This window comes from Micromonospora sp. URMC 103, from assembly GCF_051386435.1.
In the GTDB taxonomy this organism is placed as follows: Bacteria; Actinomycetota; Actinomycetes; order Mycobacteriales; family Micromonosporaceae; genus Micromonospora.
In genome coordinates, this window is sequence record NZ_JBPQTR010000005.1 from 1,862,514 (window position 1) to 1,883,973 (window position 21,460).

The following is a 21,460-nucleotide window of genomic DNA, read 5'->3' on the forward strand; positions in this document are numbered from 1 at the left end:
GCCATCAGGGTCGCCAGTCGCACGGCTTGCCCCCAGGCGTACGAGCGGGGTGGCGCGTCAGCCCCCCGAGACGCAACCGAACGGCGAGGGACACGATGCTGGCGACCTCCGACAGGCTCGGCCGACCGTAGTCTGCGGCGTACGCGGTGGTTTCCGGGTCGCCGGTGTCCATGCTGCGCAGGAAGGCGGCGACCATGTCGTCTTCCCATTCCTGCCGGTAGGCGGCGGGCAGCAGCCGCAGGATGAAGCGGTAGCGCTCCTCCAGCCGGCTCACAACGACGCCGCCCCTGTGATCGGGGTCCGCTGGTCGCGCAACCGGGTCGAGGCGAGGCGCGCGTTCGCGGCCAGCCGTTGAGCCTCTGCTTCGAGAGCGTCGCGGCCTTGTTCGGTTAACCGGTAGTACCGGCGCAACCGTCCTTGCCACGCCTCCTCGCGGTCCAGTTCGACCAGGCCCTCGCCGACAAGTCGGTCCAGAGCCCCGTACAGGGAGCCAATCTTTAGCTGCACCCTCCCCCGCGACAGTTCTGCCACCTCCGCAACGATCCCGTAGCCATGGCGCGGAGCGTCGAGCAGCGCGGTGAGGATGAAGAAGGCCGGTTCCGTCATCGCCCGAGAACTCATCCACCCAATATAGTGGAAGAGAAGATATGCTGCCGCACCGGATGGTGGATCACGCCGCTGGATTCACACGACCTTCGGCCCGTGCAGAGTCGACGACAGAGGAGTGGTCGTTTGCGACGGTGACGCGGCGGACGCCGGAGACCTGAACGGGCCCGACTTCACTCCTGCGATGCCGGCGGTTGAGAGCAGCGTCATCGGTGCCCCACCCACCAACTGGGCCGCCATCGTCCCGCCTTCTGATCCGTAGGAGCATTCCGCAGGGGCCATCACCCGCCTCGCCTCCCCTCCTCGTGGCCGACGTTGATTCGTTGGCGACTGTTGGCGCCGTGTTGGGGTCAGCGACTGGCAGCTTGGGAATCGCACAAGATCGGCTCGAAGGGTCGCGTTACGCCTGTTCGGTGGGCTCTCTGGTGGCCTGCTTTGGCCTCCGGTGACACCAACTTGTGGCCCGTAGATGGCCCGGCCGGTCCTCTGATCCGTAGCCTCGGCGAGGTGGTCCGGATCCGTCCGGTTGACGGCCTGCCCTCTTGTCTCATGCCGGTTGGCGTCCTGCTCGGTCCTGTCGAGTCCGAGCCTGTTGCCGTCACTCGTTGCTGTCAGGATGTCCGCCGGACCGTGGGCGGAGGGAGTGAGCAGTGGGCGAATGGTTCGAGATTATTGCCGACGTCGAGGCAACCCCCGAAGATGCTGACCATCTGGGGGCCGAGGTGCTGTCGTGGCTGGTTGAGCAGGGCATCGTCGTGGCCGAACCGACGGAGTGCATCCTCGGCAACCATGGGCACCGCCCCGGGCCGAACTACGCCGCTGCGACCGTCGAACCATGGGATGACCTGCACGAACTTGCCACCAACGGGTTCCGCATGGTCACGGGGCAGTCAGTGTTCTACTCGATGGGCGTCGACCAGGTCGTCTGCCCACACTGCAACGCCATCGTGGTGGACGGTCAGGACCAAGACTCATGGAGCGACTTCTCACCGGTCATCGACGAGTGGTACATGGGTGGGACCGGCGTGCGTGCATGCAGGCACTGCGGCAGGCCTGTCGGCATCAACGAGTGGGGATGGAGCCCGCCCTGGGCCTTCGGGTACCTGGGATTCGAGTTCTGGAACTGGCCCATGCTCGACCCTGGCTTCGTCGCCGCCGTGTCCAACCGGCTGGGACACCGGACCGTCCAACCATGCGGAAAGCTCTAACCCCTGCTTTGCAAAGATCAAGACTGGTGTCGGTCGCGGTCGGTGGCTGCCGTTGGCCTGCTCGTCCCGTCGCCTCGCGTCGGCCTGTGAACGGGTCAGTCGGCCGGCTTGGCTGTACGGTCGCCATGGATCATCGAAGGCAACGCGGAGGCGAGGATGGCCGAACCAGCTCCAGCAGCGCCTCGGACCGGTGCAGATCGCCGGTCGGCTGGCGATGCCGGCCTCGACCGTGCACGCCGTGCTGACCCGCTGCCGGATCAACCGCCTGTCACACATCGACCGCGCCACCGGCGAGCCGGTCCGCCGCTACGAACACGACCGGCCCGGCGCGATGCTGCACGTCGACGTCAAGAAGTACGGCAGCATCCCCGACGGCGGTGGCTGGCGCTACGTCGGCCGAGCCCAGGGCAAACGTCACCGGCAAGCCACCGCCCGACGCACCGGCGCCCGCAACACCCGATACGAACCCGCATCGGCACCGCTTTCGTGCACACCGTCATCGACGACCACTCCCGCGTCGCCTACGCCGAGATCCGCGACGACGAAACCGCCGCCACCGCCATCGACGTCCTCCGCAACGCCGTCGCCTGGTTCACCGAACGGGGTGTCAGCGTCGAACGCGTCCTGAGCGACAACGGCTCGGCCTACAAGTCACATGCCTGGCGCGACGCCTGCCACCAGCTCAACATCCGACCGAAAAAGACCCGCTCCTACCGGCCCCAAACCAACGGCAAGGTGGAGCGTTTCCACCGCACCATGACCGACGGCTGGGCCCTGCGACGGTTTTACAGCTCAGAGCACGCCCGTCGAGCAGCCCTACCCGCCTGGCTCCACCACTACAATCACCACCGTCCCCACACCGCCACCGCAGGCCGGCCCCCCATCGCCCAGGCTGACCAACCTCCCTGGGCAGTACACCTAGAACGCTCCCGATCTGCTCCCGCAGACCGACGGTGGACCGGGCGCGCTCACGGATGCCGCGCCTATCAGCGGCAGATCCGGATGCTGTCCGACGGTGGAGAATGGATGCATGATCGGTGACCGGTGGGGCGTGACCAACGGTGAGATGTCGCTCTCCTATCCGTGCGATGACTTCGTGGTCTCACCCGTTTTGCGGGCATGGCGGGGGGTGCGCGTAGAGGCGCCCGTCGCAGCGGTGTGGCCATGGGTTGCCCAAGTGAGAATCGCGCCGTACGCGTATGACTGGATCGACAACCTTGGCCGCCGCTCACCTCGACAGCTGCTGCACCTTCCGCAGCCCGAGGTCGGAGAAGCATTCACTACCGCGGGCGGACGGAAGCTGGGCAGGATTGTCTCGGTCGAGCTTGAGCGACAGCTCACGGGCCACATCATGGGTGGCTTCATGTCCTACGTACTCGTGCCCCACGAGCACAACGCCACGCGTTTACTGCTCAAGGTAGTCATGCAGACAAGCCGCTGGGCCGCTGTCGGGCTATCGATCGGCGACCTGATCATGGCACGACGACAGTTGCTGAACCTCAAGGAGCTCGCCGAGCGCCACCACCATTGCACGACTACCGGATGAAGACCTGACACGCGCTCATCGGCCATAGCCGGTCGCTTACCGGCAATGGCCAGCGTCCGGGCTGGGCCATGTGCGGGATAGCCACTGTCATGGCCATGCTCGCTGGGCGCGGCGCCATCGCTGCGGGGTGATGCCGTAGCGGTCGCGGAAGCGGCGGACGAGATAGGTGGCGTCGCGCAGGCCGGTTCGGGCGGCCACGGCGTCGAGCGACAGGTCGGTCTCGCGCAGCATTCGCCGGACCTCGGTCATGCGCCGTTCGGTGATCCATTCAAGCAGGGGGCGGCCGGTGCGCCGTCGGAGCACGGTCGTGAGGTGCCCGGGGGTGTAGCCGAGCGTGCGGGCGACGTCGGCGGCGGAGACCGGTTCGCGGAAGGTTGCCTCGATCTCGGCGAAGACCCGCTCGACGAGTGGGTCCGGCGTGACCGGAGCGCTGGCTGCCAGTCGCGCGGCCGCGACCAGAAGCCGGGTGAGCAGCGCGGCGACGGCCTCGGGGGCGCCGAGACGGCCTAGGTCGGCGAGTTCCTCGGCCAGGTCCGCCAGCCACGCCGACCAGTTCGCCTGGTCGGGCTCTGCGATCCGACCGTGCCCCGCCTCGGAGGCGAACAGGGCGAGGAGCGGATGGTGCATCCAGACCAGTGGGGAGACCGATCTCAGGGCGGGAACGGCGTCCGGTATGAACGCTACCGACCACGCGCGGCCGCGGGTGAGCTCGGCCGCGGTCGCGACGCCGATAACCTGCCGGGGCGATAGGGCGTGGACCTCGCCAGCGCGCAGCGGTCGTTCGGCGCTGTCGACGGTGAACGAGCCCATGCCCTCCTCGACATAGACCAGAACGAAGAAGTCGTGGGCGTGCCGGTGGTCCGGCGGGAGGCTGGAGTGGGCGGCTTCGGTGTCGGAGCGGGTCACCGAAACAGGAGGCAGGCCGGGGCGCTGCCGGTAGCGGTAGACCGGCGTCCCGTCGGGCCGCACCGTGTGCAGCCTCGACCGGCCTCCCGGCGAGTCGCTGACCAAAGAATGTCCCATGGCTTCCAAGTTAAGTCCTGCTCAGTACCCGCAGATTATCCAAGACTCGAAGGTGACGACACCGAACCTGTCACGGACCGTCGAGGCAGACCGACACCGCGTACACCAGGAGGCACCCATGGCAGCTTCGAACCGCATACGCATCCTCGACCGGCGAACTCCGGAGGATCGGGACCGTCCGTTCCTGCCGGGCGCGGGAAAGACCTGGCTTCTCCCGTTCTACGACGCCTTCACCCGGGTGGCTGGCGTCCGCGCACTGCACGAACGCGCGGTCGAGCTCGCCGGAATCGAGCCCGGCCAGACGGTGGTCGATGTCGGCTGCGGCACGGGCAACCTTTCGTTCGCCGTGCTCGCGGCCCAGCCGAGCGCGCGGGTGACCAGCCTCGACCCCGACGGAGACGCCCTGCGCAGAGCCGCGCGCAAGGCGCAACGCCGCGGCGTCGCTCTTACTCTCGTCCAGGGATATGCCGACCGGATTCCCGCTGAGGACGCCTCGCTCGACCACGTGGTCTCGTCGTTGGCCCTGCATCACATCGATGACGACGGTCGGATCGCGTTCGCACGCGACGCGCTGCGTGCTCTTCGGCCGGGAGCCAAGGTAACGATCGTCGATTTCGGCGGCCCAGCTTCCCACCTCGAGGACCCCGGGCAACCAACGCACCGCCATGGCCACAGCCCTGTCCGCGGCCTCCGGCACCTGACCCGCCTCCTGCCTTCCAGGGGGACGCACAGCCCGGTCGTGGCCCGCAACCACGGCGATGGCATCATCACGCTCCTGGCGGACGCCGGGTTCGGCGACGCCCGGGAGATCGCGCACGCCGACCAAAGGTTCGGCCGGGTCACCTTCGTGCAGGCAACTCGCCCCTTGAGCTGAGCCTGATGGGGGGTGTCGACCAGCCCAACCACGCCACCAACCCCGAGCTCGGCGTCGCTCTCACCACACCCAAGACGTCCGCGCCGGACGGCAGTTTCACCGCGTGGCTCGCGAGCCACGCCGACGCCAGCCACCCGATCGGTGACCTAGCCCGCGACGCCGCCGACGACGAATGCTGGCCTACCACCGGCACCGACTACCGGCAGTTTGCCCGACCACCTCGCCGAGCACACCGCCTACGAACCAGTTTGGAGGACCCTGCGGGAGGCCTGGGAGGCGTACAGCGGGCACCCCGCTCCCTCGGACGACGAGAACGAGGAGTTGTGACCGGCGATTCCCGACTGAAAATCGAAAGGTCGGCGGTTCGACCCCGCCCCTGGCCACATAGCCTTTCGCCGGGCTACAGAGATCCCCACCAGCGGAAACGCCGGTGGGGATCTTCTTGTATGCCCTCATGGCATATCGATCGGCGTTGCCCGTGCTTGACCGCGCTTTCGAACGTCTGGCTCATCCATTCGCGGTCGAATGGCTGGTCACCTCGTTCGAGGATGATCCGAGGTAGGAGTAGGCGCACTTGGCCGGCGGTGTTGCTGCCCTGGCCGGTGATGGGGTCGTTAGCGACGACGACGTCGGCCATGCCGAGGATGAGCCCGCCCGAGGGCAGCTCGGCCACGGGGTGGCGCACCGTCGGGGTGTATCTGCCGGACAGGGTGGCGCGTCCGTCGGTCAGTTCCACATCGGCGCACCGGTCGTAGATCCATGGCGTGTACTGCCGTGGGAGCTCGAGGGTCAGCTTGGAGGTGCTCAGCTGGGTCCAGGCGGTCTTTCCACAGGTCGAGCGGGCCGTCGGGGACCGCTTCCCAGAAGAGGATCTCGCAGGGCCCGGGCAGGGTCAGCGCGGGAATCACGAACAGCTCCCCGAGCACGGGAAGCAGCGCGGCGGCACCGTTCACTACCAGGGAATGACGACCGCGGACCTGGACGGCCTGACCAAGCTGCGCCACTACGACCTGACCATCGTCGCCGCCGGAAAGGGCGACCTCGTGGGTGTCTTTGACCGCGACCCGCAGCGATCGGTGTACACCGCACCCCAGCGAGGCCTCGCGGTCGCCTACGTCCACGGCATGACCCCGGACCCGCTGTGGCCGGTCCCGCACGTCAGCTTCAACGGTGGTATGAGGAAGCGGCTGAGTAGGCAAGTTGCAGCTCGGTGGTGCTGCAGTTCCGTTGTGCCGGCCCGGCCAGCGTGGCGGTGCGGTGCGAGGGATCAGCGCCGCGCGCCTTCTCCATTGGGTCATGGGAACTCGCGGCCACCCGCCCCGTGGAGCATCGCAATCGCTCGTAGGTAGGGGCATGCGCGATGGCGCACCTCAGCGAGCTGCCGCGCTACAGCAGCCCGTCTGGGTGCCGGAGCGAGCCGGTAGGCGAGTGCGGTTTGAGAGGTGTGGCACAGTTCGTGGGACACCCCCAATGCCATCCGTTCCCCCGAACGCGAACGCGTACACCTTCGTTGAATGCCAGGCCGTCATGAGCACTGACTACCGATCCGGCTCGCGCCGATCGCTCCCCGAAGCGCCGAGCCACCACAGCCTGAAATCGCCTCCAGCAATCTCAAGAGCGAGGAGAATGAGGTCTAACAACAAGTACAGCGGCCTGGCGCGCCATATCCGGATTCACACCTGCGGTGTCTGTTCGGACGTTCCCGGGAAGTCTGGTCCATTCCGTCCGGCGCGAGCGGGACAAGTGGTCCGACAAAGCGCTGAAACCAAGCCGTCGCCCACCTTTTCCCGGCACGGATTTGCGGAAACTAGAGCATCGCCGTCTGTGACGGGTGAGACTGAGGGCGATTGCCAACGAGGCCTGTTTCGAGAAGGGACCCGTCCCCCGGAAGCAGGGTGAGGCGCTGCAGAGGTCCTGTCACTGGCACTGGTTGCTTCGGCCGAGCCGCGCAGTGACGGGACGGAACGTTCAGTCCAGGGCCTTGCGCGAACGACTCGCACCACTATGAAAGGCGTACCGCGGGGTCCCGGCGCTCGCGCCCACCTCGATGGCCGAGCGGAATGGAGGTGCCATGGCCGAAGGTCTGCTTGAGCCGTCGGGTCAACCGATAGGTTCTGATCAACCTATGGAGGGCCAGCGGCTCGAACCAACCCCAAGTTCGAACGACGTTCAGAAGTCGCGGGCGATAGCAGGGCTCCTGGCGGTGGCCATCGGCGATGCCACTATAATCGCAGCAGCGATCGTCGGTCTAATTGTCATGGATTCCGCATCGGCAGAGGCTCAATCTGTGGCTATACTGACCAGCGCTTTTGCTGCCATCGGCACTATGACAACAGCCTATTTCGGAATCCGAGCTGCCACGAATACGGCTCAGAGCTCGATTTCTGGCCGCAAGACCGACTAGTGGTAGAGACTTGGCCTTCTAGGCCGTGTCTTCAAAGGTTCACAACCATTGGAGTAGCGCGGCGATGGTGATGGTGGCCTGGTAGGACGTGCTTGTTTGTCGTAGCGGGTGGCTACTGCGGCACTGCATGAGCCGGTTGAAGCATCGTTCGACGACGTTGCGCCGTTTGTAGAGCTGTTTGTCGAACGCTGGTGGCCGACCGCCTCGGTTGCTTCGCCGGCGTCGGTTGGCCTGCTGGTCAGCGCGTTCGGGGATCCGTGCCCGATGCCGCGTCGGCGTAGGTCGGCCCGGGTGGCCTTGGAGCTGTAGCCCTTGTCGGCGATGACATGATCCGGGCGGACCCGGGGCCGGCCCGGCCCCGACCGTTCGACCCGGAGAGCGGCCATGACGTGCGGGAAGCGGCTGCAGTCGTTGACGTTGCCGCCGGACAGGACGAATGCCAAGGTCCGCCGGAGGCCGTCGCAGGCGAGGTGAATCTTGGTGGTCAGTCCACCTCGAGATCGACCGAGGGCGTGATCCTGTGGTTCGTCCGTTTCTCGCCGCCCCCTTTAGCCCCGGCCGCGTGCTGGTGGGCCCGCACGATCGTCGAGTCCACCGACACCAACCAGTCGATGTCCCCGGCCGCGTCCGCGTCGGCCTGCACCCCGGCCAGCATCCGCTCGAAGGTGCCATCGAGGGCCCACCTGCGGAAACGAATGTAGATCGACTGCCAGGACCCGTACCGGGCGGGCACGTCCCGCCACGCTGCCCCGGCCCGGATCTTCCATACGATCCCGTTGAGCACCCGCCGGTCATCGACCCACGGCCGCCCGCCGGTCACTGCCGACGGCAGATACCTCGACAGGGCTTCCCACTCGACGTCAGACAACTCGTAGCGACGAATCAACTACGGCGGCAGGCACTTGAGACCCCCACAAAGATCGCGGCAAGGCGCATTCCTGTCAGTCCTTAGTTCGGCTAGCACGGGAAGAATGTCGGGCACTAAGGCTGCCGCATTCAGCAGCACCTTCAGCCCAGCACCGACCATATGCCCCGCTTAACCCTATAAGGAGTTTTCGGCCTCTGAGGGTGGTTCGGGATTTTCTATCCGCTGTGGGTGTGGCCGTTGGTTAGAGGCCCTGCTCGTGGGGCTATGCGGCCGGCGGTGGCGAGTCGAGGGTGAACAGGCCTGGCTCGGGTTCGGCCAGGATCTGGCGGGCGGCGAGGCGTTTGAGTTTGGCGCGGAGATTCTCGGTGTGCTTGGCGCGTACCCGCGCGCGGCCCGGCCGGTCAGCGGTCGACGCGCAGATCCGTGAGGTGTGCTGCTGCGGCCGCCGCCGAGAATCCCTCGTGGGGGCATCGGCGTATCCGGGGGTGAACTGGTCGGCCTCGGTCATTAAGTGGCGGCCAGCACGGTGTGGAGGTCCTTCACCGCGCAGGCCTCGACCACCCGGCGCGGCGGCGGTCCGGACCGACCTTGAAGCAGTTCCTGACCGCCCGATCCTGCGCTGCGACTTCTTCACGGTCGACAAAGTGCTCCTCCAGCGGATCTCGTAGAGGTCACCCAGCAGACCTACGAAACAGCACCGGCAGTGACTTGCCCAAAAAAGATCGCCGGGCATGGGCGCCCGTTAGCTCATGGCCGTTTTGTGCTCTCACACCGCTCCCCGACTCACGCACGCCGGGCCCCTACGTGGCCTCGGTAGCCAGCTCGGTGGGCCCGGGTCATCGACTGCTTCTCGATCAAGCCGATCGACGACGAGGCGATCCCCGCCGCCGCGGCCACCACCGGCCGGATCGTGGTCGCCGAGGACCACCGCGCCGAGGGCGGCCTGGGCTCGGCGGTCAAGGACAGCCTCATCGCCGCCGGGCGAGCCACCCCGTCCCTGGTCCACCTCGCCGTACGCGGCATGCCCGGCTCCGGGTCGCGCAAGGAGCAGCTCGCCTGGGCGGGGATCGACGCCGACCACTTCGCCTCCGCCGCCCGGTCCCTAGCCCGCGGCTGACGCAGCCCTCGTCGCGTCGATCGAGTCGGCGCCGGACGATCGGCACGCCGCAGCGCGGCTGGGCCGACGCCCGGAATGGCCCGCCGACAAGCGGCCGCTGCGATGATCGAGAGCAGCCACGGCCACACGTAGGCGCCGTAGAACGGCGGAAACCCGTCGGGCAGTCATCCAACGGCTCACCCACCAGGCGCGGAGAACCGCATGCCACGCCACCCCGAAACCTTCCGCCTTCTCCGCCAGCGCACGCTGACCAGGCATACGCCGCTCGTCCCAGAACGCCCCGGTCCCGCCCGGGCCCTCCACCGCTCTACCCACTCGCCCAAAGGAAGCCATTTCACATCATTGCGTTGCCTCGGCAGTTCCGCCGACTTCGGGCAGCGGCGCAGTGTTGCGGCTACTGAGCCCGTCGAGTGAGATTCGCAGCAGGCGACGCCACTGGCCAGGTCGACTGTCGTCAGCCTGGACGGTCTGGCTCAGCGAGGTGAGAAGCAGGACCAGGTCGGCGGTGGTGACACCGGGGCGCAGCAGGCCGGCTCTCTGACAACGGGTGCGCAGGTCGTCGAGAACGAAGTCGCGCTGCTCGGCACACACCTGGGAGGGGCCGCCGGTTGCGGCGTAGCTCTCCACGAGAGCGCGGTTGCGGGCCTGGTTGGTGAGCGTCTGTTCGAAGAAGCCGGTCAGCGCCTGCCAGGGGTCTGCGGTGGCGGTAGCCGCCTGATGAGCGGCGGTGAGCCACGAGACGAACTCCTGCTCCAGGACGGTGGCGAGCAGGTCGTCCTTGGTGGGGAAATGGCGGTAGAGCGTGCCCATGCCGACGCCGCTGCGCCGGGCGATCTCGCGAACGTCCACCGACCCGCCCAACTCGGCGAAGACGGCACCGGCGGCTTCGAGGATTGCGGCGCGATTGCGCGCGGCGTCCGCGCGACGGGCTCGCCTGGCGGGCGGCGTCGGCGTGGGCTGATCGGCGACGGTCACACGTCTCACAGTATCGCAACCAGCGTTATGCGGAGCACTCGCTCCGCATATGCTACGCTTCAACAGGAGCGCTTGCTCCGGTTAATGCATTCACAGGAAGAGACCCATGGCAACACTTGGTTTCATCGGCAGCGGCAGCATCGGCACGAAGCTCGCCCGGCTCGCGATCGCCGCCGGTATCGACGTCGTCATGTCCAATTCCCGCGGGCCCGAGAGCCTGGCCACGACGGTCGCCCAGCTCGGCGAGCGCGCCCGAGCCGCCACGCCGCAGGAGGCGGCCCGGGCCGGCGACTGGGTGGTCGTGAGCATCCCGCTCAGCGCATACCCGCAGCTTCCCGCCACCGACCTGGCCGGCAAGGTCGTGCTTGACACGACCAACTACTACCCGGTCCGGGACGGTACCTTCGAGGTGCTCGACACGGGCAAGCTCACCTCGAGCGAACTCATCCAGGAACACCTGAGCGGATCGAAGCTCGTCAAGGCGTTCAACAACATCAGCGACCAGCACATCCCGGCGCTCGCCCGCCCGTCGGGTGCCGCCGACCGCACCGCCCTGCCGATCGCCGGCGACGACCCGCGGGCCAAGGCGAGTGCCGCCGCCCTGATCGATCGACTGGGCTTCGACACCGTCGACGCCGGCACTCTAGCCGAAAGCTGGCGCTTCGAGCCCGAGACCGATCCGTTCGTGGTGCCATACTTCGCCGACCCCGCCGCGCTGGTGGCCGCATCGGTCGAGCTGAGCGAGCAGATTCGCGCCGGTCTCCCGCCGACCGCCATGCCTCCGCAGGACCCGGGGGTCCCGCTGCCCGCGGACCGGGTGCGCACCCTACTAGCCGAGACGACCCGCAAGCTCCCTGCCGACCGGCTGTACTGAGCCGTCTCCGCCGGGCAGGCGCGCCTGCCCGGCGGAGACGATCCGACGCCATTGCCGCGTTCGCGGCACCCGGCAACGACGGAATCATCCTCACCAACCCCCGCTACACAGGGCGGCAGGTGTGGAACAAGCAACGCACCGACGAGGTACTGCTCGACGTCGACGATGTGGCAATGGGCCACACCGGCGTCATGCGCTGGAACACCCGAGACAAGTGGGTGGTCTCAAAGGAAATCACCCACGAGCCGCTCATCGCAGGCGGCGCAGTAGATCATGCCGCGGAGACGTACGGGTTGCGGGTGCGCTGCTTGACGTGCTGACCGCCGGTTCCGCGTCCGCGCCGTTGCAGGATTGCTTGGACCTGCTCGAATGTAGCATCGTCCCATCGGCAGAGGCGCGAGCGGCTGGCTATGTCCCGGAGGCCATGTACGCGGCCAGGATGTAGTTGGGGTGCCGGTCGAGGTTCTTGCGGGCCCGGTCGTAGCGCATGGTCGTTCGCGGGTCGGCGTGGCGGGCGGCGATCTGCACGTCGCGCAGGCTGAGGCCGGCGTCAAGCATCGTCGTCACGAACGTGTGACGCAGCATGTGGGGATGCATCCTCGGCATCCGGATCCCTACGGCCTGGGCCAGGTGCTTGAGCCGGCGGGTGGCGGCGTGCCGGTCCGAGGGCGAAGTCGTTCGGGTTGCTCGACAGTCGGGCGGTAGTAATCAGCGCCTCGAACTGCAGGTGACCCAGCCCGAGGGTCGGCGACTCGGCCGGCACCGTGCGCCGGCGGACGTAGTCGGCCGGCGAGTGCTCCAGGATGGCGTCGATGACGCAGACCCGATAGAACCCGAGCACCACTGACAGGCGCCGCGAGACCGTGGAGGCCTGGTACCGACGCACGTCCTGAAGCCAGCGCACGTACCGCTCGGTGTCCACCCGCGCGGCAGCCAGCGGGTCGAGAACCTGGTCGGTACACCAGCGTAGGAAAACCCGCAGGTCGGAGTCGGTATGGACGCGAGTCTGCCCACGGTAGCGGCCCAGGGAGGCGGACACCGCGGCGCGCAAGACGAGCTGATCGGTCGGTACAAGGCTGGGAGCGGAAGCAGGAAAGGCAGCCATACATCACCGTGCGTCACCAACGGCGATGAACGCCAGCCCACCCGGAGCGGCAGATGAGGGCGCGCTGTCTCGGCGACGCGAGAGGGTATCCGGCATTCAGAGGGCGGCGATTGAGGTGGGAGCTCGTTCTTGCCGAGCCAGTGCGCGTATCACGTTCAGGGAACCGTGTCGCCAGGCGGCGAGGCTACTCAGCAGATGGATCGTCGCTTCAGCCGCTGCCGCGGGCATCGATGGCGTCGGCAAGCTGAGGCTGACGGCTAGGTCGTCGACATGCACGACCAGCTCCATGACTCGGGTCAATAGGAAGTCATCGACCCTCAGGCCCCAGTCGCCGAGGTCCACGATGCGGTCGAGAGGTTGTGCTGGCACTACGGCCCGCAGCTCGGTCAACGCGGCATCGACGGTGTCCGCCAGGTCCGCCGCGGTCGTCGACGCGGCTGCCTGCTCGCTGCGGCGCCGAATGCCGATGTTGTCAGCGCTGTCAACGCCTGAAGTCACCCAGGTGTTGGAAGTGAAATGCTGCAGCACCGAGATCGCCGACTGTCCTGGCGCGGCGCCAAGGAGGGTCACCGTGTGAGTTACCTGGTAGGCAAGATGACGAGCCAGGCCGCCCGTCGAGAAGTCGGGCAACGCGCTGGGCGTGGACCATCGCTCGGCCAGTATCGGTTCGCGCAACAGAGCTGCGGCGGTCTCGGCGGCGTCGAGGAAGGCAGATCGGATCATCGAGTGCACGCTATGCCCTGCGGGCACTTGTTGTCATGGGTGCCTCTACCTGCGAGGGGCAGTTCGTCGGCTGGAGTGCCCGCACATCGGCATGTGAGTGTGCGCCCCAGTCGCTCAGGGGTCACCCACTGTGACCGGGTCGACTGAGCAACCAAGGCCGGCTGTCGTGCAGGTGCTGGGACGGATTCGCAACGTCACACTGCCCGTCACCGTTCCACCCGTCGCTACCACAGTGCCGTCCGCGCGCAGGCCGACGCTGTGGCACCTTCCACTGTTCGACGCCGTATGCACGTTGCCCGGCGCCACGGCAATCACCTGACCCCAATCGTCGACCTGGCACTCACCAGACGCCCCCGTGCCGGCCGCAACCACCGTGCCGTCGGCACACAGTCCCAACGGGTGTCGTCGTCCAGCGGCGATGACAGGACTACTCATGTGCACAGCATCACGGATCACACGACCCTGGGCAGATTCACCTGCCCGATGCGGCTCGGCGATGAACGTCTCGCACAGCGCCGTCGAAGATCCCGAACCAATGGCGGCGACACGGTCCGCGAGTCGGGCATCAGTGAGAGTCTGCCGGCTTGCGCGCAAGGATCAGCCAGCACCGTGGGCCGCCGTCCCGGCGCTGTCCCAGGACGGTCAAGGCGACGGCCGTCACGGTGAAGCCGGCCGCTGTCAGGTTGTCGTGGACTGCGGGCAGCGGGCTGGTGCGGTAGTACATGACGAACGGGGGTCGCCACACGGCATTGCGCACTCGCATGGCCAGGTCGAATCCGAGCGTGGCCCAGTGGGCGACCGAGGCCAGCGGCGGCGGTGCACCGATCGGGAAGGCGAAGAGCCCGCCGGGGCGCAGCGCTCGGTACACCCCCTCGAAGAGCGCCGGTCGCTCGGTGGGCAGAAAGTGCCCGAGTGCTCCGAAGCTGACTGCGAGGTCGAAGTACTCGGTGAACGGCAAGGCCCGAGCATCGGCCCGAACCCACGTGGCGTCCGGGTGAGCGCTCCGCGCCTGCGCGAGCATGCCAGCGCTGAAGTCCACGCCCGTGATGTCTCCTTGGCACACAGACCTGAGAACCGCCATGCCCGCGCCGGTACCGCAGCACACGTCTAGCCCGTGGCGGAACGGCCCGAGTTCGGACAGCGCGTCGGCGGTCGCGCCGAGAAAGCTGTCCGGCGTGCGAAAGGGTGTGTGGTCAAACTTCGGAGCTAGCAGGTCATAGCCGCGCTCGACCGAGGAAAAGGCCTGGATGCGGAGTTCACGTAGAGACGGACCCTGGGCCGAGAACACCGGCCAAGGGTACCTGCCGCAGCGCTCAGGGCGCCTTCTAGACGACGCCCGAGGGGCTCGACAACCAGGTGAGGTGTGGGAACCGTAGCTTGGGCTTATCCCGGCCGCCTGTCGGTCGTTGCCGGTCACGACCAGGCCACATTCGTAACCGAGAATGATCGCCTGCCCTCGGTCCCGCAGCTTCACCTTCGTCAGGATCCGGCCGAGGTGGGTCTTGACCGTGCTCTCGAAGACGAAGAGCGCTGGCGCGGTCTCGGCGTCTGACGGCCCGCGCGACCAGGGTCAGCACTTCCCGCTCGCGCTCGGTCAGTGCCGCCAGCCGCCGGTCCATCGCCGGCCGTGGCGGGGTCTTGCCGAGGTAGTGCGCGAAGAGGCGTCGGGGGACGCTGGGTGCGGCCATCGCCTCGCCGGCAGCCACCACGCGTACGGCGGATATCAGGTCGGCGGTGAGCGCGTCCTTCAGCAGTAAGCCACTGGCTCCGGCGCGAAGCCCGGCCAGCACGTACCTCGTCCAGGTCGAGGGGCAGGATGATCACGCGGGCCGCGTGGGGCCGAAGCGGATGCAACGGGTGCCTCGATGCCGTCCAGGCCCGGCATCCGCACGTCCATTAGGACCACATCGGGCCGGCTGCAGGGCACCACGTCCAAGGCCTGCGGGCCGTCGGCGGCCTCCCCCACGACCTCGATGTCGCCGGTCTCCTCGGGCACCAGCCCGAACCCGGTGCGCACCGGCGTCGAATCGTCATGAGTTCCAGGAGCGTCAGTGAGTCGATGGGCAGGCTGAGCAGCGGTGTGTCGGGGCCGATCGCGTCGGGGTCGATCTTGGCGAGGTCGGTGGCGTCGAGGACGCCGGTCAGCGCGTCGCGGAGGCCGGTGACGACCTCGTCGGCGTCGGGCACGTGGACGGTGATGGGGCTGGTTGGCTCGGCCATGGTGCTCCTTCCCAGGTTAGGCGTCGCGGAATCCAGGCCGAGGGCGGCTCTGCACCCGCCAGAACCGTTCGAACCACCTCGCGTGCCTACGCGGGTTGCGGGCTGGTCGTGGCCGCCCCGAAAGGCCGGCGAACCCGCTGCGAGCTCGCCGACCCTCACCTCGCCTACGCGCTCGACGACCTGCTCGGTCTGGTACTCGCCGTCGATCCGGCCGCCTGCCCGACGCCCGGGGCGACGTTTGCTGCGCCGCGCCCCTCACCGATGCCACAGACAGCGGTGACTCCTGCGGCTGCCAGCCGGGATGTGCCTGCTGCTTCACCCCGCAGTGACTCCCTTAGATGCCGCGCCTCGGGTGCTCAAACTGGTGCGCCCGCCTCTACCGTTGCCCGCCGGAACGGGCAGCCGGGGACGTCGGACGTCACTGGAGGCCAGGCCCTCTGAAGCGTGCGTAATTGCTGCTCAATAGCTTGGCTCTGCCGTCGACGCTGACGCACTGTGAACCGTCTCGATCGGGGTAACGCTGGTTGCCGGCTTGGTCGCGATGTAGTGGATGCCCGTGGCTTGGATTTCGCCGGACTCGGCGGCCGCCTGCTCGTCGGTGTCGCTGACGGGGTGCAGGTCGGGGAAGAAATACGGCGCGTGAGCAAACAGCCGCGTGCGGAACCGGGCCTGGAGCGCTTGGACGATGGTGTTCCCAGTGTGCAGACCTTCGCGTCGGGCCCAGCCGTCGAGGTAGGTTTGCCATGGCTGCCCAGATGCAAGCCACAGCTCTCGGTGGCCGTGCAGCCAGTCGCAGTCACGGCTGTTCGACAGCCGCTCGAAGCTCCACCGCGCGGTTGCCTCATCGAACCTCTCGTACGCCCACTCGACGACGATGAGCACGCCGCCCGGTGCGAGGGCCGCCGCGGCTCGGTCGAGGACCTTGTCGAGGTCGCTCACGTGGTGCAGCGAGGTACAGGCCACGATGGCGTCGACCGTAGGGGTTGGCTTGTGGTTCTCGAACTCCGTCTGATGGTAGCCAGGCCCAAGCGGTGCGGCCGGGTCCACGCCCACGGCGTCATAGCCGTGCTCTCGCATCGCCGGGACGAAGCCGCCGGTCGGGCCGCATCCGATCTCAAGCACCCGGGATGGTGCCGGTGGGAGGTGGGCTTGCACGAATGGCCAGAGGGCGGTAAGCCAGCGCTGCTTAGCAGTTGTCGTGTCGATCATCTTGTCCCTTTCGAGCAGGCGGCGGAAAGGCGCTCGGCACCCCTCGGCCGCGTACCGTGTCGTCAGCTGGTGCGGAGCAGGCGCACCGATAGCGGCGCGAAGACCGCCGTCAGCACCGTGCAGGCGATCAGGATCCAGGCGAGCGGGGGCCCGGCGTGCCGCCGGCCATCAGCTCTCGGGCGGCGGTCACCAGATGGGTGACCGGGTTGACATCGACAAAGGCTTGCAGCCATCCGGGCAGTGTGACCGGATCAACGAAGATGTTGCTGAACAGCGACAGCGGGTACAGCAGCGCCTGGGTCACGCCGAGCACGGCGCCGGGCGACTTCATGAGCAGCGCCAGTGTCGTCCACACCCAGGACAGGCTGACGCTGAAGGCGACCACAAGCAACACTGCGGCCGCCACACCGAGGACGTTGCCGTGCGGGCGGAACCCCAGCGCAAGGCCGAGCCCCACGACCACCGCCGAGGCGAGCACGTACCTTACGGTGTCGCTGAGCATTGCCCCGATGAGTGGGGCGGCGGGTCGGATTGACAGAGTGCGGTACCGGTCGAACGCGCCGCTAGCGAGGTCGATACTGAGCGCGGCGCCGCTGGTGCCGGTGGTCACCAGCAGGGTCATCGTGAGGATCCCCGGGACCAGGTAGCCGACGTATTTGCCGGTCGATCCGCCGACCGCGCCGCCGAACAGGTACGTGAACATCAGGGTGAACACAACTGGGTGGACGGCGATGTCGAAGATCTGAACGGGAGTACGCCTGATCTTTAGCAGGGCCCGTGCCGCGAACGCCAGGCTGGCGGTCAGGGTGCTGGGCCGGGACGGTCGCGGGCGGTTGGCGAGCAACGCCCCGGGGCGTCGGGCGCCGGTGCCGGTGATGGTGTCGAGCGTGGTCATTTAGTCTTTTCCCTTCGCGTGGCGTCAGCGGCGGCCGGACGGCTAGTCAGGGCGAGGAACACCTCGTCGAGGCTGGGCTGTCCGAGGGTGAACTCGGTGACCTCGATCTGGGCCCGCGATAGCTCGGCTAACGCGTGTGCCGCTGCCTCGGCGGCGGCCGGCCCGCTATCCGGCACCTGTGCGGTCAGGGCGGCTGGATCGGGGACGCGCGCCACAGGCCCGTGCAACGCCTGGGTCAGCAACTCTTCGGCCGCGGCCCGGTCGTCGGGCTCGGCCAGACGGACGTGCAGGGACCCACCTCCGACCAGTGCCTTGAGCTGGCCGCTGGTGCCTTGGGCGATGACGGTGCCGTGGTCGATGACGGCGATGCGGTCAGCGAGTTGGTCCGCCTCGTCGAGGTACTGAGTGGTCAACAGGACAGTGCCGCCCTCTGCGACGAGGTCCCCGACCAGGTTCCACACGTCGTTGCGGCTGCGCGGGTCCAGCCCGGTGGTGGGCTCGTCCAGGAACAGCAGATCGGGAGTGACGATGAGTCCGGCCGCGATGTCCAGCCGGCGCCGCATGCCGCCGGAGTACGTCTTGACCAAACGGTCGGCTGCCTCCGTCAGGGAGAAGGCGTTCAACAGCTCCTCGGCCCGCGCTGCCGTACCGGCGCGGGAGTGGCCATGCAGCCGACCGAGGAGGACGAGGTTCTCTCGTGCGGTGAGCCCGTCGTCGAGCGAGGCGTACTGCCCGGTCAGGCCGATCCGGTCACGTACCGCAGCGGCGTGCCTGACCACGTCGTGGCCGAACACCCGGGCGCTGCCGGCGTCGGGGCGCAGCAGCGTGGCCAGCATGCGGATGGTGGTCGTCTTGCCGGCGCCGTTGGGGCCGAGGAACCCGTACACCGAACCCACGGGGATGCTCAGGTCAATGCCGTCCACGGCTCGGGTCGTGCCGAACGTCTTCACCAGGCCCGTAGCTTCGACGGCCAGGTGGCTGGAGTTCATCATCGGGTCCAGCCGTCCTCGTCGATCAGCTCGCCCTGTTCGGCGCTGACATCACGTGCGACAGCGAACGCCGCGGCGGCCTCCGGCAGGCTCGGCGCGCCGGCGAGAGCGGCTTGCAGGATCTCGGGCGAGTCCCACCGCCACATGTCCACCCAGGTCCGCTCGTCGACGCGGATCAGTCGGGTCTCGGTCGGACCGGCGAACGCCGCCCTGACCGCCGCGAGCAGGTTGCTGCGCCGCTCCAGCACGGTGTCGGCGTCCGCAGGATCGGCCGTGAACCGCGTCGTCCGGATGAGAGCCATCTCCGTACCTCTTCTCTAGAACCGGTCTATAGAGTCTGACTCTAGTGATAGAGTACAGGTATGCAACTGGTCAAGAGCAGTGGCAAGAAAGGCGAGAAGTCGCGGCAGACTCGGCGACGGATCCTGCAGGCCGCGTACGAACTGTTTGTCGATCAGGGCTATGGGGCTACGACGTTGCAGGGCATCGCCGAGCGGGCCGGCGTCGCGGTGCAAACCATCTACTTCGCCTTCGGCAACAAGCCTTCGCTGCTCAAGGAGCTGGTTGACGTCACCATCGCCGGTGACGACGAGCCGATTCCCACGATGCAGCGGGCCTGGTTCCTCGACGCCCTCGCGACCGACACCGCCGAGGCGCACTTGCGGGCACACGTGCGAGGCACCTGCGAGATGCTCCAGCGGGTCGCGCCGATCATGGACGTCTTACGCGCCGCTGCCGCCCAGGACCTCAGCCTGGCCAGCATGTGGCCGCAGGACAGCGATCCGCGCCTCGAAGTCCACACCGTCGCGGCGCGCAGCCTCGTGGCCAAGCCCGGCGCCAAGGCAGACCTGCCTGTCGAGCACGCTGCCGACCTGCTCTTCGGGCTGCTAAGTCCGCAGCTGTACCTGCTGTTCGTCCGCGACCGGGGCTGGATCCAAGATCGCTGGGAACAGTGGGTCTACGACACACTCCACGGGCAACTCTGTCGGTAGCGCAAGCGCAAGTGGTGAGCCGTCCTCGGTCTCAGGCCGCGCAATCGCCGCCACGCCTGCCACTCGCCTGCGCCTGCGACACCAGCAGTACAACGCCCTCGCCCAGCCGCATTGCAGTCTCTGGCTGGGGTCACAGGTGATCCAGAGCCTCGGCCGTTTCAATCCCGTCGAGCCGAGCGAGCACCATCGCCTGGAACTGTGGACACGACTGGTAATCCGGGTGTCGGCATCGCAACGCGTGCTCCAGCAACGTCTGCGACACCGTGAGCCGAGCTATGCGCTCCTGCACCTGCGCCAACTGGCTGCGAAGCAGATTCCGCCGTCGCTTTCGATCCGGAGCGTCAAACAGCTCCCGCAGCTGCTCCACCTGAACCCAGCCTCCTTAGCCAGCAGAATCTCGGCTAGCCGGGTCACATGTGCGCTGCCGTACACGCGACGGCCGGCCACCCGCCGCGCCGGTGACAGCAGTCCCACATCCTCCCAATGCCGCAGGACGTGCGTGGCCAGGCCGAAAGCGCGCCGCCAGTTCCCCGATTGAGTACTCCATCGGCCTCACCAACTTCAGGCTCATGCTCCCCTTGACTTGATCAGCTTTGACTTCAGGTCCGCCTGAAGTTGCACAGTAGGCCGCATGGCCGACACACATACTGACTACACCGACGCCGAACGGCTCGTCCGGATTCTCGACGCCGCTGAGAACGCCCGGCGCCGTCGCGCTACGCGCGCAGCTACCAGCTGCTCCGGCTGAAGCCCGGCACGACGGTGGTCGACGTCGGCTGCGGTGGCGGTCGCGCCGTCGCCGAACTCGCCCAGCACGACACCCGCGCCATCGGTGTGGACCTCGACCCGGCGATGCTGGCCGCCGCCCGCAGCCGGTTTCCTGACCTGGACCTACGCGCCGCCGACGCCGCCGAGCTGCCCTTTGACGAGGGGGAGGTCCACGGATACCGGGCCGACAAGGTGTACCACGTGCTGCCCGATCCATCCGCCGCCCTGGCCGAGGCCCGCCGGGTACTGACCCCCGGTGGCCGCATCGTGCTGCTCGGTCAGGACTGGGACATGATGATCATCGACTCCGACCGGCCGGACCTCACGCGCCGCATGGGTGCACGCCCGCGCCGACACCATCGCCCACCCCCGCATCGCCCGCGCCTACCGCAACCTGCTGCTAGACGCCGGCTTTCACCACGTCGAGCTCGAGGTCCACACCGCGATATTCACCGACGCCACGATGCAGCCGCTGCTCGCCGGACACGCCGAAGCGGCCCATCAGATCGGCGCCGTTAGCGCCGAGCAGGCTGAGGCATGGGTTAGCGAGCAGGCCCGACGTGCCCAAAACGGCCGCCTGATGGTCGCCGTCCCCATGTTCCTCGCCGCGGCTACCCGCTGACGTCCGCAACCAATCCCTCATCTTGGCCAGTGGCTATGCGGTCGGCGCTTCGGTGAGGTTGCGGTCGATGTGGTCGGCGTGGAATAGGGCCTGCCGGAGCAGTCTTCGGACGTGGTCGTCGGCGGCGGAGTAGTACACGAAGGTTCCCTCGCGACGCCCCTTGACCAGTCCGGCGAGGCGGAGCTTGGCCAGGTGCTGACTGACCGCTGTGGGGGCGGCTCCGGCCAGCTCAGCGAGGCAGGCGACGGAGGATTCGCCCTGCAACAGCGCCCACAGGACCTTGATCCGGGTGGGGTCGGCCAGGAGCCGGAACGTCTCGGCCGCGAGATGCACCTGCTCCTCGTTGGGCATGTCGAAGTCGGGCAGCGACGTGTGCATGTTGGGAGCATACCGGCCATCCCATTGCTTGCGTATCTGCATGACTGCGCATATAAGATGCCCC

At 67.7% G+C, this 21,460-nt stretch carries 26 protein-coding genes and 6 pseudogenes; 13 read left to right on the forward strand and 19 right to left on the reverse strand.

Annotation, left to right across the window (positions count from 1 at the left end; translation table 11 throughout):
* Positions 1-4 precede the first annotated feature (4 nt).
* On the reverse strand, positions 5-274 hold the full coding sequence (locus ACSNOA_RS21760; protein ID WP_436660951.1) for a hypothetical protein: 270 nt from the start codon (positions 272-274) through the stop codon (positions 5-7).
* Positions 271-621 carry a PadR family transcriptional regulator gene (locus tag ACSNOA_RS21765; RefSeq protein WP_436660952.1) on the reverse strand — a complete coding sequence of 117 codons (351 nt, stop codon included), beginning with the start codon at positions 619-621 and terminating at the stop codon, positions 271-273. Before ACSNOA_RS21765 ends, ACSNOA_RS21760 begins: the two co-directional genes overlap by 4 nt.
* Positions 622-1,256: 635 nt before the next feature.
* Between ACSNOA_RS21765 and ACSNOA_RS21770 the strand changes: the two genes are divergently transcribed.
* From ACSNOA_RS21770 to ACSNOA_RS21780, 3 genes and pseudogenes are all read left to right on the forward strand, one after another.
* Complete coding sequence (locus tag ACSNOA_RS21770) at positions 1,257-1,814, forward strand: hypothetical protein (protein ID WP_436660953.1); 558 nt, start codon at positions 1,257-1,259, stop codon at positions 1,812-1,814.
* A gap of 88 nt (positions 1,815-1,902) precedes the next feature.
* Positions 1,903-2,736: pseudogene (locus tag ACSNOA_RS21775) on the forward strand (IS481 family transposase); the annotation flags it as partial.
* Positions 2,737-2,844: 108 nt separating this feature from the next.
* Complete coding sequence (locus ACSNOA_RS21780; protein ID WP_436660955.1) at positions 2,845-3,360, forward strand: polyketide cyclase; 516 nt, start codon at positions 2,845-2,847, stop codon at positions 3,358-3,360.
* Between the two features lie 87 nt (positions 3,361-3,447).
* Here ACSNOA_RS21780 and ACSNOA_RS21785 read toward each other — a convergent pair whose 3' ends face one another.
* Positions 3,448-4,383 (reverse strand): helix-turn-helix domain-containing protein, encoded by a 936-nt coding sequence (locus ACSNOA_RS21785; protein ID WP_436660957.1) that lies wholly within the window; start codon positions 4,381-4,383, stop codon positions 3,448-3,450.
* A 118-nt stretch (positions 4,384-4,501) separates the two neighbouring features.
* Between ACSNOA_RS21785 and ACSNOA_RS21790 the strand changes: the two genes are divergently transcribed.
* Positions 4,502-5,257 carry a class I SAM-dependent methyltransferase gene (locus tag ACSNOA_RS21790; protein WP_436660959.1) on the forward strand — a complete coding sequence of 252 codons (756 nt, stop codon included), beginning with the start codon at positions 4,502-4,504 and terminating at the stop codon, positions 5,255-5,257.
* Positions 5,258-5,747: 490 nt separating this feature from the next.
* Here ACSNOA_RS21790 and ACSNOA_RS21795 read toward each other — a convergent pair.
* A pseudogene (locus ACSNOA_RS21795) lies at positions 5,748-6,189 on the reverse strand (styrene monooxygenase/indole monooxygenase family protein); the annotation flags it as partial.
* A 30-nt stretch (positions 6,190-6,219) separates the two neighbouring features.
* Here ACSNOA_RS21795 and ACSNOA_RS21800 point away from each other — a divergent pair.
* Complete coding sequence (locus tag ACSNOA_RS21800) at positions 6,220-6,606, forward strand: styrene monooxygenase/indole monooxygenase family protein (protein WP_436660961.1); 387 nt, start codon at positions 6,220-6,222, stop codon at positions 6,604-6,606.
* 722 nt (positions 6,607-7,328) lie between these two features.
* Positions 7,329-7,661 carry a hypothetical protein gene (locus tag ACSNOA_RS21805; protein WP_436660962.1) on the forward strand — a complete coding sequence of 111 codons (333 nt, stop codon included), beginning with the start codon at positions 7,329-7,331 and terminating at the stop codon, positions 7,659-7,661.
* Positions 7,662-7,700: 39 nt separating this feature from the next.
* Here ACSNOA_RS21805 and ACSNOA_RS21810 read toward each other — a convergent pair.
* Positions 7,701-8,544, reverse strand: a pseudogene (locus ACSNOA_RS21810) (IS5 family transposase).
* An 823-nt stretch (positions 8,545-9,367) separates the two neighbouring features.
* On the opposite strand from ACSNOA_RS21810, the gene ACSNOA_RS21815 reads away from it, so the two are divergent.
* Positions 9,368-9,646: a transketolase C-terminal domain-containing protein gene (locus ACSNOA_RS21815; RefSeq protein ID WP_436662399.1), complete on the forward strand. Its 279-nt coding sequence runs from the start codon at positions 9,368-9,370 to the stop codon at positions 9,644-9,646.
* A gap of 339 nt (positions 9,647-9,985) precedes the next feature.
* Here the strand turns inward: ACSNOA_RS21815 and ACSNOA_RS21820 are convergent, their stop codons facing one another.
* The gene (locus ACSNOA_RS21820) at positions 9,986-10,621 is read right to left on the reverse strand and encodes a TetR/AcrR family transcriptional regulator (protein ID WP_436660964.1); all 636 of its coding nucleotides are present in this window, start codon (positions 10,619-10,621) and stop codon (positions 9,986-9,988) included.
* 106 nt (positions 10,622-10,727) lie between these two features.
* Here ACSNOA_RS21820 and ACSNOA_RS21825 point away from each other — a divergent pair, with 106 nt between their 5' ends.
* Entirely contained in the window at positions 10,728-11,495 is a 768-nt protein-coding gene (locus tag ACSNOA_RS21825; RefSeq protein WP_436660965.1) for an NADPH-dependent F420 reductase, read from the forward strand.
* A 119-nt stretch (positions 11,496-11,614) separates the two neighbouring features.
* Complete coding sequence (locus ACSNOA_RS21830) at positions 11,615-11,815, forward strand: hypothetical protein (protein WP_436660967.1); 201 nt, start codon at positions 11,615-11,617, stop codon at positions 11,813-11,815.
* Between the two features lie 88 nt (positions 11,816-11,903).
* On the opposite strand, the gene ACSNOA_RS21835 is transcribed toward ACSNOA_RS21830, so the two are convergent.
* From ACSNOA_RS21835 to ACSNOA_RS21860, 6 genes and pseudogenes are all read right to left on the reverse strand, one after another.
* Positions 11,904-12,125: a tyrosine-type recombinase/integrase gene (locus ACSNOA_RS21835; protein ID WP_436662400.1), complete on the reverse strand. Its 222-nt coding sequence runs from the start codon at positions 12,123-12,125 to the stop codon at positions 11,904-11,906.
* A complete protein-coding gene (locus tag ACSNOA_RS21840) occupies positions 12,046-12,600 on the reverse strand; it encodes a site-specific integrase (RefSeq protein WP_436660968.1) in 555 nt (184 codons plus the stop codon). The genes ACSNOA_RS21835 and ACSNOA_RS21840 overlap by 80 nt, the downstream gene beginning before the upstream one ends.
* Before the next feature lie 96 nt (positions 12,601-12,696).
* Positions 12,697-13,323 carry a maleylpyruvate isomerase N-terminal domain-containing protein gene (locus tag ACSNOA_RS21845; protein WP_436660969.1) on the reverse strand — a complete coding sequence of 209 codons (627 nt, stop codon included), beginning with the start codon at positions 13,321-13,323 and terminating at the stop codon, positions 12,697-12,699.
* 565 nt (positions 13,324-13,888) lie between these two features.
* Complete coding sequence (locus ACSNOA_RS21850; RefSeq protein WP_436662401.1) at positions 13,889-14,611, reverse strand: class I SAM-dependent methyltransferase; 723 nt, start codon at positions 14,609-14,611, stop codon at positions 13,889-13,891.
* Positions 14,612-14,731: 120 nt separating this feature from the next.
* Positions 14,732-15,322 (reverse strand): annotated as a pseudogene (locus ACSNOA_RS21855) (response regulator); the annotation flags it as partial.
* Positions 15,220-15,543, reverse strand: a complete 324-nt coding sequence (locus tag ACSNOA_RS21860; protein WP_436662462.1) for an acyl carrier protein — start codon at positions 15,541-15,543, stop codon at positions 15,220-15,222. The pseudogene ACSNOA_RS21855 and the gene ACSNOA_RS21860, both read right to left, overlap by 103 nt.
* Before the next feature lie 53 nt (positions 15,544-15,596).
* Between ACSNOA_RS21860 and ACSNOA_RS21865 the strand changes: the two are divergent.
* Positions 15,597-15,765, forward strand: a pseudogene (locus ACSNOA_RS21865) (ArsR/SmtB family transcription factor); the annotation flags it as partial.
* Positions 15,766-16,002: 237 nt separating this feature from the next.
* On the opposite strand, the gene ACSNOA_RS21870 reads toward ACSNOA_RS21865, so the two are convergent.
* The 4 genes from ACSNOA_RS21870 to ACSNOA_RS21885 form a co-directional block, all read right to left on the reverse strand.
* Positions 16,003-16,752: a class I SAM-dependent methyltransferase gene (locus ACSNOA_RS21870; protein WP_436660970.1), complete on the reverse strand. Its 750-nt coding sequence runs from the start codon at positions 16,750-16,752 to the stop codon at positions 16,003-16,005.
* Between the two features lie 127 nt (positions 16,753-16,879).
* A complete protein-coding gene (locus tag ACSNOA_RS21875) occupies positions 16,880-17,647 on the reverse strand; it encodes an ABC transporter permease (RefSeq protein WP_436660972.1) in 768 nt (255 codons plus the stop codon).
* Positions 17,644-18,636 (reverse strand): ATP-binding cassette domain-containing protein, encoded by a 993-nt coding sequence (locus ACSNOA_RS21880; protein ID WP_436662402.1) that lies wholly within the window; start codon positions 18,634-18,636, stop codon positions 17,644-17,646. The genes ACSNOA_RS21875 and ACSNOA_RS21880 overlap by 4 nt, the downstream gene beginning before the upstream one ends.
* Positions 18,636-18,938, reverse strand: a complete 303-nt coding sequence (locus ACSNOA_RS21885) for a hypothetical protein (protein ID WP_436660974.1) — start codon at positions 18,936-18,938, stop codon at positions 18,636-18,638. The genes ACSNOA_RS21880 and ACSNOA_RS21885 overlap by 1 nt, the downstream gene beginning before the upstream one ends.
* A 60-nt stretch (positions 18,939-18,998) precedes the next feature.
* Here ACSNOA_RS21885 and ACSNOA_RS21890 point away from each other — a divergent pair, with 60 nt between their 5' ends.
* A complete protein-coding gene (locus ACSNOA_RS21890; protein ID WP_436660975.1) occupies positions 18,999-19,628 on the forward strand; it encodes a TetR/AcrR family transcriptional regulator in 630 nt (209 codons plus the stop codon).
* Positions 19,629-19,758: 130 nt separating this feature from the next.
* On the opposite strand, the gene ACSNOA_RS21895 is transcribed toward ACSNOA_RS21890, so the two are convergent.
* Positions 19,759-19,995, reverse strand: coding sequence for a hypothetical protein (locus ACSNOA_RS21895; protein ID WP_436660977.1), 237 nt, complete (start codon positions 19,993-19,995; stop codon positions 19,759-19,761).
* The gene (locus ACSNOA_RS21900; RefSeq protein WP_436662403.1) at positions 19,902-20,135 is read right to left on the reverse strand and encodes a MerR family transcriptional regulator; all 234 of its coding nucleotides are present in this window, start codon (positions 20,133-20,135) and stop codon (positions 19,902-19,904) included. Before ACSNOA_RS21900 ends, ACSNOA_RS21895 begins: the two co-directional genes overlap by 94 nt.
* Positions 20,136-20,390: 255 nt before the next feature.
* Between ACSNOA_RS21900 and ACSNOA_RS21905 the strand changes: the two are divergent.
* Positions 20,391-20,648: pseudogene (locus ACSNOA_RS21905) on the forward strand (class I SAM-dependent methyltransferase); the annotation flags it as partial.
* Positions 20,649-20,733: 85 nt separating this feature from the next.
* The gene (locus ACSNOA_RS21910) at positions 20,734-21,018 is read left to right on the forward strand and encodes a hypothetical protein (protein WP_436662463.1); all 285 of its coding nucleotides are present in this window, start codon (positions 20,734-20,736) and stop codon (positions 21,016-21,018) included.
* A 33-nt stretch (positions 21,019-21,051) separates the two neighbouring features.
* Here the strand turns inward: ACSNOA_RS21910 and ACSNOA_RS21915 are convergent, their stop codons facing one another.
* Positions 21,052-21,396 carry an ArsR/SmtB family transcription factor gene (locus ACSNOA_RS21915; protein ID WP_436660978.1) on the reverse strand — a complete coding sequence of 115 codons (345 nt, stop codon included), beginning with the start codon at positions 21,394-21,396 and terminating at the stop codon, positions 21,052-21,054.
* Positions 21,397-21,460: the final 64 nt, after the last annotated feature.

What these genes read in the sequence shown, in the direction of transcription:
- ACSNOA_RS21765 (WP_436660952.1), bottom strand. Translation starts at nt 621, where the DNA reads ATGAGTTCTCGGGCGATGACGGAACCGGCCTTCTTCATCCTCACCGCG.
- ACSNOA_RS21780 (WP_436660955.1), top strand. Translation starts at nt 2,845, where the DNA reads ATGATCGGTGACCGGTGGGGCGTGACCAACGGTGAGATGTCGCTCTCC.
- ACSNOA_RS21785 (WP_436660957.1), bottom strand. Translation starts at nt 4,383, where the DNA reads ATGGGACATTCTTTGGTCAGCGACTCGCCGGGAGGCCGGTCGAGGCTG.
- ACSNOA_RS21790 (WP_436660959.1), top strand. Translation starts at nt 4,502, where the DNA reads ATGGCAGCTTCGAACCGCATACGCATCCTCGACCGGCGAACTCCGGAG.
- ACSNOA_RS21800 (WP_436660961.1), top strand. Translation starts at nt 6,220, where the DNA reads ATGACGACCGCGGACCTGGACGGCCTGACCAAGCTGCGCCACTACGAC.
- ACSNOA_RS21805 (WP_436660962.1), top strand. Translation starts at nt 7,329, where the DNA reads ATGGCCGAAGGTCTGCTTGAGCCGTCGGGTCAACCGATAGGTTCTGAT.
- ACSNOA_RS21825 (WP_436660965.1), top strand. Translation starts at nt 10,728, where the DNA reads ATGGCAACACTTGGTTTCATCGGCAGCGGCAGCATCGGCACGAAGCTC.
- ACSNOA_RS21840 (WP_436660968.1), bottom strand. Translation starts at nt 12,600, where the DNA reads ATGGCTGCCTTTCCTGCTTCCGCTCCCAGCCTTGTACCGACCGATCAG.
- ACSNOA_RS21845 (WP_436660969.1), bottom strand. Translation starts at nt 13,323, where the DNA reads ATGATCCGATCTGCCTTCCTCGACGCCGCCGAGACCGCCGCAGCTCTG.
- ACSNOA_RS21860 (WP_436662462.1), bottom strand. Translation starts at nt 15,543, where the DNA reads ATGGCCGAGCCAACCAGCCCCATCACCGTCCACGTGCCCGACGCCGAC.
- ACSNOA_RS21870 (WP_436660970.1), bottom strand. Translation starts at nt 16,752, where the DNA reads ATGATCGACACGACAACTGCTAAGCAGCGCTGGCTTACCGCCCTCTGG.
- ACSNOA_RS21875 (WP_436660972.1), bottom strand. Translation starts at nt 17,647, where the DNA reads ATGACCACGCTCGACACCATCACCGGCACCGGCGCCCGACGCCCCGGG.
- ACSNOA_RS21880 (WP_436662402.1), bottom strand. Translation starts at nt 18,636, where the DNA reads ATGAACTCCAGCCACCTGGCCGTCGAAGCTACGGGCCTGGTGAAGACG.
- ACSNOA_RS21885 (WP_436660974.1), bottom strand. Translation starts at nt 18,938, where the DNA reads ATGGCTCTCATCCGGACGACGCGGTTCACGGCCGATCCTGCGGACGCC.
- ACSNOA_RS21890 (WP_436660975.1), top strand. Translation starts at nt 18,999, where the DNA reads ATGCAACTGGTCAAGAGCAGTGGCAAGAAAGGCGAGAAGTCGCGGCAG.
- ACSNOA_RS21915 (WP_436660978.1), bottom strand. Translation starts at nt 21,396, where the DNA reads ATGCACACGTCGCTGCCCGACTTCGACATGCCCAACGAGGAGCAGGTG.